Source organism: Bradyrhizobium sp. 192 (genome assembly GCF_023100965.1).
GTDB lineage: Bacteria > Pseudomonadota > Alphaproteobacteria > Rhizobiales > Xanthobacteraceae > Bradyrhizobium > Bradyrhizobium symbiodeficiens.
The window spans coordinates 5425464-5440547 of the sequence record NZ_CP064690.1; the positions used below are offsets into that span (position 1 = coordinate 5425464).

Genomic DNA, 15084 nt, shown 5'->3' on the forward strand with positions numbered 1-15084 from the left:
CACTACGGCCGCAGGACACCCTATGATGCACCACTTTCTCGCGCTGACCGCCCCAACACCCTATCTGTTCTTCACCGGAAAGGGCGGAGTCGGTAAGACCTCTCTTGCGTGCGCCACGGCCGTTGCCCTCGCCGACCGTGGACTTCGCGTTCTTATCGTAAGCACCGACCCTGCGTCCAACCTCGACGAGATGCTCGAAGCCACTTTGAGCGATCGCCCTACGCCAGTGCCAAACGTGACCGGACTTTCGGCGATGAATATCGATCCCGAGGCAGCTGCCGAGGCCTATCGCAGCCGCGTCCTCGAACAGCTCGGGCCCGAACTTACCACGGACGAACGATCGACCGTGCGCGAGCAGCTCTCCGGCGCCTGCACCACCGAAATAGCCGCCTTTGACGAGTTCGTGGGCCTGCTGGACGGCGATATGACGGGGTTCGATCACATCATATTCGATACCGCTCCGACCGGTCACACGCTGCGACTCCTTAGCCTGCCGAAGGCATGGAGCGGCTTTCTCAAGGACAACGATCGGGGAGCGTCCTGCCTCGGGCCGCATTCCGGCCTGAAGATGCAGGAGGACCGCTTTCGCAAGGCGCTCCAGGCCTTGGGCGATTCCAACCAGACCACCATCATTTTGGTCACCCGCGCCGATCGCGGCGCCGTCCGCGAGGCGGCAAGGACATCGGGCGAACTTGATGGGCTTAATCTCTCGAACCAGCTTCTCGTGGTGAACGGGCGCTTTCACGCCGCGGACCCGACTGACGTCGTTGCAGCTGCCCTTGAGCGGGATCAGGACGAGGCGCTGGCCGCGATGCCGGCGTCGCTCACGAAATTGCCGCGAGACGAAATTCCTTTGCTTGGTATCGACATCGTCGGCGTGACGGCTCTGAGGGCGCTGCTGTCACCCGCCAATCAACCATCAGTCGTATCCACCGTGTCAGACACGGAACCGGTCGACCTACCAGGCCTGGACCGGTTGGTTGATGACATCGCGCAGGGCAAGCGCGGCCTCATCATGGTTATGGGCAAGGGCGGCGTCGGAAAGACGACGCTTGCTGCCGCCATCGCGGTGGGGTTAGCGAAGCGGGGTCATGCCGTCCATCTCAGCACGACCGATCCCGCAGCTCACGTCAGTTTCGTCGTCGATGGCGTCATGCCAGGTCTCACGGTCGACCGGATCGATCCCCGGATCGAGACGGAGCGCTATGTTGCGAAAATATTGTCGAGCCGTGGCCGTGACCTCGATGCGCCGGGTAAGGCCCTTCTGCTGGAGGATCTTGCTTCGCCGTGTACCGAGGAGGTCGCTGTTTTCCATGCCTTCTCGCACGTCGTTGCGGAGGCCCGGAGCGCCTTCGTGGTGCTCGATACGGCGCCGACGGGCCACACGCTGCTCTTGCTGGACGCCACCGGCGCCTATCATCGCCAGATGACGAGCCAACTTGCAACGAGCGGTCCGGGACGTATCGTTACCCCCCTGATGAGACTCCAGGACCCAAACCACACAAAGGTGATTCTGGTGACGCTGCCGGAGACGACGCCGGTTTCCGAGGCCGCCTCCCTTCAGGATGACTTGCGGCGTGCCGAAGTCGAACCATATGGCTGGGTCATCAATAAAAGCCTCACCGTCTCAGGGACCCGCGATCCACTGTTGCGGCTTCGGCTCGCTGCGGAGCGGACGCAGATAGCTCGGGTTCAGAGCGGGCTCGCACGACGTGCCTTCATCGTCGGCTGGCGAAGCAAACCACCTGTCGGCGTGGAAGAGCTTCGAGCGCTGTCATGAACTTGCTCGAGGGGTGATGATGCGCGCGGCCAGAAGCGTCCAATCAAGGTCGAGCCCTGGGACTCGGAGTTGTCGTAACCGCGATGATTTGTCCTGGGCCGCCTAGCACCGGTTGCGTCAAGCCCCCCGCCGCGATCTGAGCAATTTGGATCGCGGCAGCGCAAGTGTGACCCACCTCGCAGAGGGCCATGACCGACTTCTCTATCTCCAGCGGGATCGTTGCATGAATCTGGTCCATTGCCGTGAAGAGCCATTTGCCGTTGCTGGATCCGCTGCGTTTCGCCGCCGCCCTCGGCGTCGCGATTTTTCACCAGATGTTCTGGTCCTGGGCCTGGACCTCGATCGGCGTCCCCGGCTTCGAGCGCACCGTCGCGGCCGATGTTATCTACCCCTCCGCCGCGCCCTTCACGTGGTTCGGCTGGGTCGGCGTCGAGATCTTCTTTGTCATCTCCGGTTTCGTCATTGCCAATTCCGCGAGCCAGTCTTCGCCGGGCGCGTTTCTTCTTGGCCGCGCGCTCAGGCTCTATCCGGCGGTCTGGGTCTGCGCCACCGCGACCTTGCTCGTGCTGCTGCTCTTCGGCAGCGGGCCGGCCTCCGAACTCATCCTGCCCTACATCCACGCCATGCTGATGGTCCCCAAGGGCGTCACGGGTCAGTGGCTCGACGAGGTCTACTGGACGCTGGCCGCCGAGACGGCGTTTTACGGGCTGGTGTTTTGCGCGATGCTGACACGGAAGATCACGCTGCGGCACCTGGCCTTTGGTCTCACCATCTACAGCGCGATGTTCAATGCCGTCGCGCTGCTGGTCGCGTCATGCACGACGCCATCCGACCTGCCCTATCTCGTCATCCTGATGTTCCGGGTGCCGTGCGCGGCATTCCTGCTGAGCCATGGCTGCTTCTTCGCGCTGGGGGATCTGGCTGTTCATCTCCGCCAACAGGCAATTGACGGCGCTCGAACAGGTCGCCGTCGCCGTCACCTGTCTTTCGGGCGCCGTGGAAATCTATTTCTTCGCCGATTTCTTTTTGACGTCGATACCCGCCATCGCGGATCAGTCAGCCCTCGTTCCGATCATGGTCTGGGCGGCCGCGGTGTTCGTCATTGCCCTTGCCGCGAAACGAAGCAGGCGCTTGGCGGGCACCGCTTCTCCTGAAGCACCGGCGTATTTGAGAACGCTCGGGCTGATCACCTATCCGCTCTATCTCACCCACAACGTGATCGGCGCGGCGATCATTCGTGCGCTGGTCGACGCCGGGCTCGACGCCACCTCAGCCTTGTGGATCGCGCTGGGCCTGCTTGTGCTGGTCTGCTGGTTTATCTGCGCGAAAATCGAGCCCGCCGTGCGATGCGCCTTGATGCAAGCCCTCGCGCATTTTGGCAAGCTGCCGAAGAGGCAGCCTGCGTCCAGACGCCCAGCATTGGCTCGGGGGCTGCACCTTCCGCTGCCCGTACCGGTGAAGGTAAACGTCGCGACGTCGTAGCCAATGCTCACAAATGCTCACGTGGGTCTGCTGCCCTGCTACGCCCCCGCAACACCTGTCAAATACAGACTTGCAAATACGGACTTGAGCGCGACTACTTCCAAATCAGTCTTAGTTTTCCGAGGAAAGCTTCAATGATGTGCTCCATCCAACGTTCGTCCTCCGCCCGCTTTGCAATGGCGGCGTCTTGACGGTCGTAATCGTTGAATATTTGCTGACGGGGTGGAGGCGCGATCTTCTCATTGAGAATGAACATGCGGCCCTGCTTTCAACAGAGGCAAGTACCGGCACCCGCTAAAGTTCCCTCACCCAGCTTCATATATGGGAATTAAGAGCGAATTCGGTACGTTTCAGGAGCGCATTGGGCAGATCAGCCCTGGGTCACAAGGTGTCCGTCACGACCAGGCAGAGCGGCGTCCGCCCAGAGCTCGTCAGCAGACGCTAGAGCAGATTCTGATCAGGCGCGATCATAACCTGCCGCGGCGAAGAAGTTCAGGCACTCTTGGGCGGTGAAGGCGGCTGTGGTGAGGGCGATAGCATTGTCCAAAGCCTGGATTGATCTGGCGGCGGCCTTTCGCAGGGCGGCTTTGAGCTTGGCGAAGGCCATTTCGATCGGATTGAGGTCGGGCGAATAAGGCGGGAGATAGAGGAGCTGAGCGCCCGCCGCGTCGATTGCGATGGCGATCTCGGTCCGCTTGTGTGCTGCGAGATTGTCCATCACCACGATGTCACCGGGCTTGAGTGTCGGTACCAGGACTTGCGTCACGTAAGCCTCGAACGCCGGACCATCCATGGGGCCGTCGAGGACCATCGGCGCGGTCATACCGGTCGCTCTAAGCGCGCCGACGAATGTCGTCGTCTTCCAATGACCATGCGGAAGCGCTGCGACACAGCGCTGGCCGTACGGCGAACGGCCGTAGCGCCGCGCCATTTTGGTCGAAGCCCCCGTCTCGTCGATGAACACCAACCGATGGATGCCGATCTCAGGCTGAGACGCCTTCCACGCTGCGCGTTCAGCGGCCACGTCCGGCCGATCCTGCTCGCTGGCGTGCGATGTTTTTTTTGAACGTGATGTTGCGACGATCGAAGAATCGCCAGATCACGCTCGGCACGAAACGCTCGCCGTGGACTTTGAAGAGATGGTCAGCGATCTCGGCCAGCGTCATGTCAGGCGTAACCTTGACCAGGGAGAGGATCTCCGCAGCGTGACCCTCGATCCGAGCTGAACGCCGGTCTCCGCCCTGCGTTCCCGCCTCACAGGCGCCGGTCCTTCGCCACTCGCCAACCAGTTCGATCACTGTCGAGGGCGCCACGCCGAACCGAACAGCGGCGCCCCGACGGCTCATGCCTTCATCTTCCACAGCCCGAATAATACGAATGCGAAGGTCCGGCGACAGCGGTTTAGCCATGGGGGCTGGCCTCCATCACCAGCCCTCAGGGTGAATCACAATTTGCCTCGCAAGGGAATCCCCTACCGATTCCGACAGGTTGGAAAATGCTCTAGCGACCAGACGCCGCCGTTACGCCGTCCCCAACACCGGCGCCGGTGGCTGCGACGGCCTGACGAGCGCAAACGCCACCTGCACGATGCCTCCTGCCAAGCCCAGCGCCACACCGATGCGCCAGGCCATGGTGTAGGAGCCGAGCGCGTCGTAGAGCACCCCTCCTCCGTACGCGCCGAGGAAGCTGCCGATCTGGTGACTCATGAAGGCGAGGCCCTGGATCATCGCCTGCCAGCGCAGGCCGAACATCTCCGCCACGGCGCCGGCGACCAGCGGGCCGACGCCCATCCACAGGAAGCCCATGATGGCGCCGAACAGCAGCGTCGAGAACGGCGTCGCCGGCAGCATGAAATACCAGGCGAGCGCGAGCGAGCGCAGGACGTAGATACCGCCTAGCAGCGCGAGCTTGTTCCAGCGTTGGCCGGCCCAGCCGAAGAACAGCGATCCCAGCACGTTGAAGCCGCCGATCATGCCGAGCGTCTGCGCGCTCAGCATCGGATCGAGGCCGCAGATCGCGAGGTATGACGGCAAATGCGTGGTGAGGAACACCAGTTGCATGCCGCAGACGAGATAGGCGCAGGTCATCACCACGAAGGACGCATTGCCGAAGGCGGTCTTCGCTGCAATCATCGCCGTGGCATCGACGATCTCGTCAGTCGCGGGCTTCGGCAGCGGGACCGCGTCGACGCGCCCGGCATACCAGGCCGCAGGGATCATCAGCACCGACATCACGACGAAGCCGGCCAGGCCGACGCGCCAGCCGAAGCCTTCGTTGAGCATCTGCCCGATCGGCGCCGACAGCAGCGCGCCGAGCGAGCCCGCACCGGAGACGATGCCGAGCACAGTGGAGCGCACCGTCGCAGGCACCGCGCGCGCCGCCACCGACATCGCGATCGCAGCCGCGGTGCAGGCGAGCGAGGTGCCGATCAGCACGCCGGCGCCGATCATGATGGCGACGAGTCCGTTCGCGGTCGCCATCAGAACGAGGCCTGCGATGTACATGAACGAGCCGACGATCATGATCGGGCGAAAGCCGTAGCGCGTGGTCATCGCGCCGGCGAGCGGCTGGAGGAAGCCCCAGGCAAGGTTCTGCACCGCCAGCGCCAGCGTGAAATCCGAGATCGACAGATGGATGTCGTGCGTCAGCGGCTGCATGAAGATGCCGAGGCTCTGCCGCAGCCCCATGCTCAGCGTCAGCATGATCGAGGCGCCGATCAGGATGGGCAATGTCGGACGCAGGACCTGCAGCAGGGGCATTTTCGTCTCCCTCATGGGCACGGCGCAAATGCCGTCGTCTGCAATATCGGTTGATTTTGGTTACACAGACCTGTGTACTTAGGCTATGTTGGGCCCCAACTGTCAAGCCAAGAGGATGCGCTTCGCCGCATGGCTCCCCCGCCCGCCCCACAGACGATGAAAGAGCGGATCCTTCAGACCGCCGACAAGCTGTTCTATCTGCAGGGCATTCGCGCCATCGGCGTCGACACCATTGCGGCCGAGATCGGCATCTCCAAGCGCACGCTCTACAACCACTTCCCGTCCAAGGACGCGCTGATCGCGGCCTATCTCGAGCGCCGCTTCGTAGCTCAGCGCCCGTCCGACAAGCCCCCGGCCGAGCAAATCCTCGCCACCTTCGATTCGCTGGAGCGGCGCTTTGCGGCCAAGGACTTTCGCGGCTGCCCGTTCGTCAACGCCGTCGCAGAACTCGGCCCTGCCGACCGCGCCGTGAAGAAGATCGCGGTCGCCTTCAAGGAAAGCCGCCGCCTCTGGTTTCGCGATCGGCTGATCGAGCTCGGCGTGGCGGAGGCGGAGGCGCTGGCGACCCAGCTGGTACTGCTGGTCGACGGCTCGATCGCGCAGGACCTCGTGCGCGATGATCCCGCGATGGCCCGCGCGGCGAAGGAAGCGGCGAAGGTGTTGCTGCGGAATGCGGGGGTGGATGTGGGGGAGGATGCGACGCCGGCGAAGAGTCTGCGCGCTCGGCGCTAATGGTCGTTGGCGTATCGATCGGTCTATGGCGCGGTCAGTGCGCCCCTGAGGAGTGGACGTCATTGGCCCAGGCAAGCGCGCTGATCCGGTTGGGCAGGTAGCGTCCCCGGCCATGAAAGATGACCTTCGCAAAACTCGAAAACATCGGCGAATGCCGGCCGCGCAAACAACTGAACCTCGGGCCGAAGCTGCCCTTATTCGGATGGCGGAGGAGTGTCGGGCCAGAGCGGAATGGCTTGAACGCCACGGACCTGCACCCAAGCAGTCATGATGGGAGCGAACCGTCACTCCTTTAAATTTCAGTCGGGAACAACAAAGCCGATGCAACGTTCGCGGGATGCCCGCTGAGCCCTTGCACAAAACCTCGGCGGACGACGAAAGTGCTCCGGCCGCTGCCGAGGATTTGTAGTGCCCGCATCACTCAAGGAGAGCCTCGACCGCATCGAGCAATGGATTCGGACCTACGAGGCATTCGATCTGGCCGAAAAGGCCCGGTTCGCGCGCGAATCCTACCTGTGGACGGCCGAAGAGCGCATCGAATGGCAGGAAACTCAAGCTGACAACGGCAAGGTACTTCGTGACCTGCGTATGCAGGCCGATGCCCTGCGTCAAAAGCTGACGCCCTCGTGAAACTTGGCTGCAGCGCCGAGGGAGCGCGCGGTTTAGCGTCAAAACCCTGTCATTGCACTGCAACAAGCCCGCTGCTACCCTGCCATTTTAGGGACATTGGCGATGGGTACGTTGTTTCTAGCGCTGGCTTGCGCCCTTAGTTTTGCTGCCGGTTTTGGGCTGCGCCACTATCAATCGCGGAAGCGCCGGCAGCGGTCGCGCGAGTGGACGCCCCACGCGACGTCACGTGATCGCCGTCTTGGTTCCAAACAGGTGGAAGCCGTCGACCCAACGTCTTAACCAAGGCCGGCTCGTTCCTGATGCACGTCCTTACCCCTCAGGTGATCTCCAGGACTATGGGGCGCTCATTCGAACAAACATCGGTCGGCGATTGGCTTGTGCTTCTCGCATCTGCCGGCGTCGTGGTGGCGCTCGCCGAAGTGTCGTGGCGGTACTTCGCTGCAGGTGACCGCTCCTCAGACACAGCGGAATTGAAGCCGAGGAACGGCCGGCTGCGGATGTCTTTGCCATCGTAGGAAATGACAACGGGGTTGGAGGGAGCAGCCAATGCACTTCGGCACGCCTCGCAGCAGGTCCGGCGTAGTGACCGCATGCTCCTGTTTTGCCCGACACGTCAAATGCGCGCTGGTCGGCGCAGACCTTTTGCGCCCGCCTAACCCATTGATCCGGTTAGCGCCTTCTACTGTGCATGGGGTTGTTTTCGCGAATTTTGCGCGAGCAGCCCTTACGCCGCCTGCGACACCACCCGGTTGCGGCCGTCGTGCTTGGCCCGGTACAGCGCGGTATCGGCGCGCTTGAGAACGTCGGCGACCGCCTCGCCCTTCTGCTCCAGCGTTGTCAGGCCGATCGAGATCGTGACTTCGATGCGCTTGGTGCCCTTGTGCACCGAGAACGGCTCGCCCGCGATCGAGCGGCGCAGGCGCTCGGCGACCATGCCGGCGACGTGGAGATCGGTCTCGGGCATCACGATGACGAACTCCTCGCCGCCATAGCGGCAGGCGAGATCGATGCCTCGGATCGACTTGCGCACCCGCACCGCGAATTCGCGCAGCACGTCGTCGCCGGCGTCGTGGCCGTAATTGTCGTTGATCGACTTGAAGAAGTCGATATCCAGGATCATCAGCGCCAGCGGCTTGCCGCGGGTCGCGGCCTGCTCGGCGAGCGTCGCCAGATGGCTCTCCATGTAGCGGCGATTGTGCAGGCCGGTGAGCGCATCCGTGATCGCCATCTCGATCGAGTTCTGCACGTTGTCGCGCAAATGATCGGTGTAACGGCGGCGGCGGATCTGGGTGCGCGCGCGCGCCAGCAGCTCGGTCTTGTCGATGGGCCGGAGCAGATAGTCGTTGACGCCGATCTCGAGGCCACGCAGCAGCCGCGTCGAGTTCTCGGGGTCGGCGATCGCCAGGATCGGCACGTGGCGCGTGCGCTCCAGCGAGCGCGCCTGGCTGCACAGCCTCAGGCCGTCGAAATTGTTGAGGTCGAGCGACACGATCAGCAGGTCGTAATTGCCCTCGGCGGCGTGGAACAGCGCTTCCGTCGGGTTCGGCTCGACGTCGATGGTGTGCTCGGCGGCGAGAATCGTCGCCAGCCGCTCATAGGAGGACTCGCGGTCGTCGACCAGCAGGATGCGGCCGCCCTTGCCGGTGTCGGACACAGCGCTGCGCTCGGGCGCCTGCATGCCGATCTCGAGCGAGGTGATGGCGCGCATGCGCAGCTCATCGGTCATCATCTTCAGCCGCGTCAGCGAGCGCACCCGCGCGATCAGCACGACGTCGGAGACCGGCTTGGTCAGGAAGTCGTCGGCGCCGGCCTCCAGCCCGCGGTTGCGGTCGGACGGGCTGTCGAGCGCGGTGACCATGACGACGGGAATGTGGTGCGTCGCCGGATCGGTCTTGAGCCGGCGGCAAACTTCGAAGCCGTCCATGTCGGGCATCATCACGTCGAGCAGGATGATGTCGCATTCGGCGCGGCTGGCCATCGCCAGCGCCTCGGTGCCGTTCGAGGCGGTCATCACGTCGAAATATTCGGCGGAGAGGCGAGCCTCCAACAGCTTGACGTTGGCAGGGACGTCGTCGACGACCAGGATACGCGCGGACACTGTGAACTCACTTCCTATCCGATAAAACGCCGGACCGTCTCAATGAATTTGCCGACCGAGATCGGCTTGGACAAATAGGCCTCGCAGCCGCCCTCGCGGATGCGTTCTTCGTCGCCCTTCATCGCGAACGCGGTGACCGCGACGACGGGAATGGAACGCAGCTCCGGATCGTCCTTGATCCAGCGCGTCACCTCCAGGCCGGAGACCTGCGGCAATTGGATGTCCATCAGCACGAGGTCGGGCCGCAGTTTTCGAACGAGATCCAGCGCCTCGTAGCCGTTGCTGGTGCCCGTGGTCTGGTAGCCGTGCGCCTCCAACAGGTCGCGGAAGAGCTTCATGTTGAGCTCGTTGTCTTCCACGATCAGGACGGTCTTAGCCATCCCGCCCTCCTGATTGGTCCGCAGACCGGTACATGTAACGCCTCAGACGCCGCTTTCCGGCGTTTTGAAAACTGGATTCAAACTAGCCTCAGATTCGCTTGAGTTTCGTTAAACCCGAGGGGCGACTTTATGCGATGTGGTTTCCAGCTGCTTGCCGGGTCGGAAGACTTGGGGCCGAGACTCGGGCATGATGACCCTAAAGTAGACACCGAAAGTTAACGGAAAGGCAAACCGTCCCCTTGAAAAAGCCTGTTCACAACCCTCGCGAAGTCGCTGAAATCGTTGCGATTCAGGCGCTGTCCTTCGTTGCAGGCGACCCTGAAAGGCTGGGCCTGTTCCTGGCTGAGACGGGGGTGGGTCCGGAGACCCTGCGTAATGCCGCCGCCGACCCCAATTTCCTCCTCAGCGTGCTCGATTTCGTGATGCGCGACGACGCCACCGTGAAGGCCTTTGCCAGCTCGGCGGAACTGCATCCAACCAACGTCGCAGCGGCGCGGCAGGTCCTTGGCGACGCGCTGGGTGACCGCTCCTGGGAGCACGACGTGCCGTGACCGCTCCTGAGGCGGCCGGGCCCCGCTGCTTCTGCCGGGATTGTCTGGCCGACCTGGATTTTGGCATGCGGCGCTGCTCCGCGTGCGGTTCCCCTCGCATGGTCCGCCACCGCGCACTCGCGGGCCTGACCATCGCCCACATCGACTGCGACGCCCTGGGCGGATTCAACCGTTCGTCGCAACAGTCTAACAAGGAGGTTGCGATGGAGAAGGGTGTGCGGGCAGGTCGTGCTCGAGAGGCGCTTCGAGAGGATTACAGACCGTTCTGGGCTGCGATTGCCTTGGGACGATCGAGCGGGGATGCTGCAGTTGAGGCCGGGGTGTCGCCGTCGGTCGGAGTACGCTGGTTCCGGAGGGCGGGCGGTATGCCGCCAACACATTTGTCGCGATCGTCCAAACCTCCGTCGGCGCGCTATCTGTCGTTTGCCGAACGTGAGGAGATTGCCATCTTGCGTGCGCAGGGGCATGGGGTGCGAGCCATCGCTCGTCAGCTCGGTCGGCCTCCATGCACGATCTCTCGTGAGCTCCGGCGCAATGTGGCGCGCCGCCGCGGCGCTCCAGAGTACCGAGCGACCACGGCCCAATGGCACGCTGATCGGTCCGCCCGACGGCCCAAGTTGGCGAAGTTGGCAATCAACCCGACCCTGCGGGATTATGTGCAGGACAGGCTTGCCGGTATGATCGCCAAGCCAGACGGGTTGCCCCTCGTTGGTCCGAAGGTCGTGTGGAAGGGACGCCGGGCCGTGCATCGGCAAAACCGACGCTGGGCGAGGGCATGGAGCCCGGAACAGATTTCTCGGCGTCTTCGGCTCGACTTTCCCGAGGATGAGACGATGCGCATCAGTCACGAAGCAATTTATCAGGCACTTTATGTGCAGGGTCGAGGAGCTTTGCGCCGCGAACTGACGGCCTGCTTGCGCACCGGGCGGGTCTTGCGGATGCCGAGGGCGCGCGCCTGCAAAGGCAGAAGCTTCATTCCTTCCGAGATCATGATCAGTCAACGTCCGGCGGAAGCCGCCGATCGAGCTGTGCCGGGTCACTGGGAAGGTGACCTCATCATGGGGCTTGGTAGTTCCGCGATCGGCACCTTGGTGGAGCGCACGACCCGTTTTACCATTCTGCTGCATCTGCCGCGCATGACCGGTCAGAAACAGGAAGCTCGCGTGAAGAACGGACCTGCACTCGCCGGACATGGCGCTGAGGCCGTGCGCGACGCCATCACCCGCGCAATCTTCACCATGCCCGAGCAACTGCGGCGGTCTCTAACTTGGGATCAAGGAGCTGAGCTGGCTCAGCACGCGCGTCTGAAGATTGATGCAGGCGTGCAGGTCTACTTCTGCGACCCCCATAGCCCGTGGCAGCGCGGCACCAACGAGAACACGAATGGGTTGTTGCGCCAGTACTTTCCAAAGGGGACGGATCTCAGCATGCATGATGCCGACGATCTCGAGGCCGTGGCTCTTGCACTTAACACCAGGCCCCGGAAAACCCTCGGCTGGAAAACACCGGCAGAAACCCTCGACGAACTGCTCCAAGTGAGCGATACACAGACTGTTGCGACGAACGGTTGAATCCGCCTTCTATGCGACGGTCGAGAAGCGCGACAATCCCGACATTGCCGACAAGCCGGTCATCATCGGCGGGGGAAAACGCGGCGTGGTCTCGGCCGCCTGCTACATCGCGCGCACCTACGGCGTGCGCTCGGCCATGCCGATGTTCAAAGCCTTGGAAGCCTGTCCGCACGCGACCGTGATCCCGCCGGACATCGCAAAGTACGTCCGCGTCGGTCGCGAGGTGCGGCAGGCCATGCAGGCACTGACGCCGCTGGTCGAGCCGCTCTCGATCGACGAGGCCTTTCTCGATCTCTCCGGCACCGAGCGGGTGCACGGAATGATCCCGGCCAAGGTGCTGGCGCGCTTTGCCCGCGAGGTCGAACGCGATATCGGCATCTCCGTCTCGGTCGGCCTGTCCTGCAACAAGTTCCTGGCCAAGATCGCCTCCGACCTCGACAAGCCCCGCGGCTTCGCCGCGCTCGACCAGGAGCAAGCGCGATCGATGCTTGCCGAGAAGCCCGTCGGCTTCATCTTCGGCGTCGGCCCCGCCACCCAGGAGCGCCTGGGGCAGCGCGGCTTCCGCGTCATCGCCGACCTGCAGAAGGCCGACGAGATCGAGATGATGCGGCAATTTCCGAGCGACGGCCGCCGGCTGTGGCGGCTCGCGCGCGGCATCGACGACCGCCGCGTCGAGCCCGACCGGGGCGCCAAGACCATTTCCAGCGAGACCACCTTCGAGACCGACATCCGCGATTTCGCGACGCTGGAGAAGATCCTGTGGCGTCTTTGCGAGAAGACCTCGTCGCGGCTGAAGAGCAGCGAGCTCGGCGGCTCGACCGTCACGCTGAAGCTCAAGACCGCCGATTTCCGCCAGCGCACCCGCTCGCAATCGATTGCGGCGCCGACCCAGCTCGCCGCAAAGATCTTCGCGATCTGCCGCGAGATGCTGGCGAAAGAGATCGACGGCACCGCCTTCCGCCTGATGGGCGCCGGCGTCAGCGCGCTGCACGAGAGCTCCCCCGCCGACGACACCGACATGCTCGACCGCCGCGCCGCCCATGCCGAGCGCGCGGTCGACAGCCTGCGCAAGAAATTCGGCAGTGCCGCAGTGATCCGCGGCATTGCGTATGACGGGCCGGAGAAAGCGCAGGAGTGATGACAGGCGAACGTGACCTCACCGCGCTGCTGAGACACATGAAGCCGGAGCTGCGGCCGGGCACTTTCGTGTTCTGCACGATCGCGGCGAACGAAGGCGTTTCCGCAGCACTCAATCCGCTGCTGATGTTCCGCGAGCAGGAAGGAACGACGCTCGTGATGCCTCGCGAAGAGGCTGAGGCCGCAGGACTACGCTACGCATTCCCTTCACGCCTGATCACCCTGACGGTTCACTCCGCGCTCGATGCGGTCGGCTTCCTGGCGGCCATCACGGCGCGTCTGGCCGAAGCCGGCATCAGCGTGAATGCGGTTTCGGCCTTTCATCATGACCATCTGTTCGTGCCTGCTGACAGAGCCGACGAAGTGATGTTGCTGCTGCAAGAGATGTCGGATGCGAAGCCCTTGTAGCCCGGATGATGGAGCGCAGCGCAATCCGGGGCGGAGCAGCCTCAGTGGCAGGCTTCCCGGATTACGCTACGCTCCATCCGGGCTACGACCTCAATCCGCGACCGCGATCGCCTCGATCTCGATCAGCCATTCCGGGGCGGCGAGCGCGGAGACGCCGACGAGGGTCGAGGCCGGCGGCTCCATGCCCTCAAAGAAGGCCGAGCGGGCCTTGCCGATGATCGGGCGCAGCTCCGGTCTGTAGTTCACGACAAAGGTCGTGATCTTCACGATGTTGGAATAGCTCGCGCCGGCCGCCTTCAGCGCGTGCCCGAGATTCTGCATCACCTGCGTGGTCTGCGCGGCGATATCGCCTTCGCCGACGATCCGCCCCTCCTCGTCCACAGCCACTTGGCCGGAGATGTAAATGGTGCGTGCGCCCGTGGCGGTCACGACGTGGGAATAAGCGGGATTGTTGTGAAGGCCGCTGGGACGGAGATGGTCGAGCTTGGGCATGGGCTTGCTCCCGGAGTTTGTGGTTGGGAGCGAGCGTAGCCGGAGAGTGCCACAAGGGCTAGACGTTTCGCCCTCAATTACAGGGCTTGCTGTCCTTCACGTCGAATTTCCCCATCGCGCCCGAAATCACAAAATCGTTGTAGTCGAGCATGAGCTGGCGCGAGACGCCGTTCTCGTAGAGCTCGAACGACATCGCATAGACCGGCGTCTGCTCGCCCTCTTTCTGCTGGGCCTCGCGGTCGAAATAGCTGACCGTGACGGGCCAGCGCTTCAGTGATTTCATGTGCTCGTCGGAGGTCGACGGATCCGGCGAGGCGGCGCGGTCGGTGGGGATCGGCTGGCCGATCACGGTCAGCGTGTTGTAGACTTTCTGGCCATCGTCGGAGCCGTCATAGACGGAGAGTTCGAGCAGCGACTTGCCGTCCTTGGCGGCGGCGATGATGCGCTGGATCTGCTCGGTCGGGAATACGATCTTGCCGTCGAGGGTGAAGCTCTTGGGCGCCGGCAGCTTCAGCTTGACGTTGATGTGGTCGCCGTCGCGCTCGGCCGAACCATCGACGCGGCCGGCATCCGCCTCGTTCATGCGGGTCTCGATCTTGAAGCGGTAGCTTTTGCCGGCGGCATCTTCCCAGGAGTTGGAGCGGAGGTCGCTGAGCGTGACCTTGCCCTCGCCGCTGTCGAGCTCGGAGACCTGGCGGAATTCGGAAGTGTAGCCCTCGCACGAGCTTCCGGTGAAGTTGTAGAGGATGCGGCCGCGCGCGCTGTTGACCGAGTTGGAGCGCGATTTCACCAAGCTCAGGTCGTAGAGCGCCTGATGCGCCAGGAACGGACCATTGGCGGCCTGTGCGGCGCCGCCAAGGGCTAAATCGCCAAGGCCCAAACTGGCCGCGGCGAGCGCCATGACACAGAGCGAAGTCCGGAAAAGGTGCACCATGTCTGATCCTTGGAGACGCGTCCTTGGGTAATCCTTGGGCATGCGCAGATTCGACATTTTAATGACCGTTCCATTGCGTCGCAACTGAGGCCGTTTCACGTAAAGTTGCGGCCCTGCCGTTGAACCTGCG

General features: G+C 63.3%; 16 protein-coding genes. 9 read left to right on the forward strand and 7 right to left on the reverse strand.

Going from position 1 to position 15084, the window contains the following annotated elements:
• Positions 1 to 25 precede the first annotated feature (25 nt).
• From arsA to IVB24_RS25130, 3 genes are all read left to right on the forward strand, one after another.
• Positions 26 to 1780, forward strand: coding sequence for an arsenical pump-driving ATPase (gene arsA, locus IVB24_RS25120; RefSeq protein WP_247774169.1), 1755 nt, complete (start codon positions 26 to 28; stop codon positions 1778 to 1780).
• Between the two features lie 260 nt (positions 1781 to 2040).
• Positions 2041 to 2934, forward strand: coding sequence for an acyltransferase (locus IVB24_RS25125; RefSeq protein ID WP_247769417.1), 894 nt, complete (start codon positions 2041 to 2043; stop codon positions 2932 to 2934).
• Positions 2912 to 3262, forward strand: coding sequence for a hypothetical protein (locus IVB24_RS25130; protein ID WP_247769418.1), 351 nt, complete (start codon positions 2912 to 2914; stop codon positions 3260 to 3262). Before IVB24_RS25125 ends, IVB24_RS25130 begins: the two co-directional genes overlap by 23 nt.
• A 94-nt stretch (positions 3263 to 3356) precedes the next feature.
• Here IVB24_RS25130 and IVB24_RS25135 read toward each other — a convergent pair whose 3' ends face one another.
• From IVB24_RS25135 to IVB24_RS25145, 3 genes are all read right to left on the reverse strand, one after another.
• Positions 3357 to 3518, reverse strand: coding sequence for a hypothetical protein (locus IVB24_RS25135; RefSeq protein WP_247769419.1), 162 nt, complete (start codon positions 3516 to 3518; stop codon positions 3357 to 3359).
• 201 nt (positions 3519 to 3719) lie between these two features.
• A protein-coding gene (locus IVB24_RS25140) for an IS630 family transposase (RefSeq protein WP_247769420.1) occupies positions 3720 to 4671 on the reverse strand; the annotation gives its coding sequence in 2 pieces (ribosomal slippage) (positions 3720 to 4332 and positions 4331 to 4671; 954 coding nt in all).
• A gap of 111 nt (positions 4672 to 4782) precedes the next feature.
• Positions 4783 to 6021 (reverse strand): MFS transporter, encoded by a 1239-nt coding sequence (locus IVB24_RS25145; RefSeq protein ID WP_094977516.1) that lies wholly within the window; start codon positions 6019 to 6021, stop codon positions 4783 to 4785.
• Positions 6022 to 6150: 129 nt separating this feature from the next.
• Between IVB24_RS25145 and IVB24_RS25150 the strand changes: the two genes are divergently transcribed.
• Positions 6151 to 6753 (forward strand): TetR/AcrR family transcriptional regulator, encoded by a 603-nt coding sequence (locus tag IVB24_RS25150; protein WP_247769421.1) that lies wholly within the window; start codon positions 6151 to 6153, stop codon positions 6751 to 6753.
• 408 nt (positions 6754 to 7161) lie between these two features.
• Positions 7162 to 7383, forward strand: coding sequence for a hypothetical protein (locus IVB24_RS25155; protein WP_166469108.1), 222 nt, complete (start codon positions 7162 to 7164; stop codon positions 7381 to 7383).
• 724 nt (positions 7384 to 8107) lie between these two features.
• Here IVB24_RS25155 and IVB24_RS25160 read toward each other — a convergent pair.
• Together IVB24_RS25160 and IVB24_RS25165 are read right to left on the reverse strand one after the other, a co-directional pair.
• Positions 8108 to 9481: a PleD family two-component system response regulator gene (locus IVB24_RS25160; RefSeq protein WP_140480078.1), complete on the reverse strand. Its 1374-nt coding sequence runs from the start codon at positions 9479 to 9481 to the stop codon at positions 8108 to 8110.
• A 14-nt stretch (positions 9482 to 9495) separates the two neighbouring features.
• A complete protein-coding gene (locus tag IVB24_RS25165) occupies positions 9496 to 9861 on the reverse strand; it encodes a response regulator (protein WP_094977510.1) in 366 nt (121 codons plus the stop codon).
• Positions 9862 to 10100: 239 nt separating this feature from the next.
• Here IVB24_RS25165 and IVB24_RS25170 point away from each other — a divergent pair, with 239 nt between their 5' ends.
• The 4 genes from IVB24_RS25170 to IVB24_RS25185 all read left to right on the forward strand — a co-directional run bounded on the left by IVB24_RS25170 (position 10101) and on the right by IVB24_RS25185 (position 13528).
• Positions 10101 to 10412: a DUF3572 domain-containing protein gene (locus IVB24_RS25170; protein WP_094977509.1), complete on the forward strand. Its 312-nt coding sequence runs from the start codon at positions 10101 to 10103 to the stop codon at positions 10410 to 10412.
• 203 nt (positions 10413 to 10615) lie between these two features.
• Positions 10616 to 11983 carry an IS30 family transposase gene (locus IVB24_RS25175; protein WP_247770902.1) on the forward strand — a complete coding sequence of 456 codons (1368 nt, stop codon included), beginning with the start codon at positions 10616 to 10618 and terminating at the stop codon, positions 11981 to 11983.
• Positions 11967 to 13121, forward strand: a complete 1155-nt coding sequence (locus tag IVB24_RS25180) for a DNA polymerase IV (protein WP_247769422.1) — start codon at positions 11967 to 11969, stop codon at positions 13119 to 13121. The genes IVB24_RS25175 and IVB24_RS25180 overlap by 17 nt, the downstream gene beginning before the upstream one ends.
• The gene (locus IVB24_RS25185; RefSeq protein ID WP_247774170.1) at positions 13121 to 13528 is read left to right on the forward strand and encodes an ACT domain-containing protein; all 408 of its coding nucleotides are present in this window, start codon (positions 13121 to 13123) and stop codon (positions 13526 to 13528) included. Before IVB24_RS25180 ends, IVB24_RS25185 begins: the two co-directional genes overlap by 1 nt.
• A 90-nt stretch (positions 13529 to 13618) precedes the next feature.
• On the opposite strand, the gene IVB24_RS25190 is transcribed toward IVB24_RS25185, so the two are convergent.
• Positions 13619 to 14020 carry a RidA family protein gene (locus IVB24_RS25190; RefSeq protein WP_094977506.1) on the reverse strand — a complete coding sequence of 134 codons (402 nt, stop codon included), beginning with the start codon at positions 14018 to 14020 and terminating at the stop codon, positions 13619 to 13621.
• Between the two features lie 73 nt (positions 14021 to 14093).
• A complete protein-coding gene (locus tag IVB24_RS25195; RefSeq protein WP_247769423.1) occupies positions 14094 to 14954 on the reverse strand; it encodes a cell envelope integrity EipB family protein in 861 nt (286 codons plus the stop codon).
• Positions 14955 to 15084: the final 130 nt, after the last annotated feature.

Coding starts and splice junctions, on each gene's coding strand:
- arsA (WP_247774169.1), top strand. CDS start 26: ATGCACCACTTTCTCGCGCTGACCGCCCCAACACCCTATCTGTTCTTC.
- IVB24_RS25135 (WP_247769419.1), bottom strand. CDS start 3,518: ATGTTCATTCTCAATGAGAAGATCGCGCCTCCACCCCGTCAGCAAATA.
- IVB24_RS25145 (WP_094977516.1), bottom strand. CDS start 6,021: ATGCCCCTGCTGCAGGTCCTGCGTCCGACATTGCCCATCCTGATCGGC.
- IVB24_RS25150 (WP_247769421.1), top strand. CDS start 6,151: ATGGCTCCCCCGCCCGCCCCACAGACGATGAAAGAGCGGATCCTTCAG.
- IVB24_RS25165 (WP_094977510.1), bottom strand. CDS start 9,861: ATGGCTAAGACCGTCCTGATCGTGGAAGACAACGAGCTCAACATGAAG.
- IVB24_RS25175 (WP_247770902.1), top strand. CDS start 10,616: ATGGAGAAGGGTGTGCGGGCAGGTCGTGCTCGAGAGGCGCTTCGAGAG.
- IVB24_RS25185 (WP_247774170.1), top strand. CDS start 13,121: ATGACAGGCGAACGTGACCTCACCGCGCTGCTGAGACACATGAAGCCG.
- IVB24_RS25190 (WP_094977506.1), bottom strand. CDS start 14,020: ATGCCCAAGCTCGACCATCTCCGTCCCAGCGGCCTTCACAACAATCCC.
- IVB24_RS25195 (WP_247769423.1), bottom strand. CDS start 14,954: ATGGTGCACCTTTTCCGGACTTCGCTCTGTGTCATGGCGCTCGCCGCG.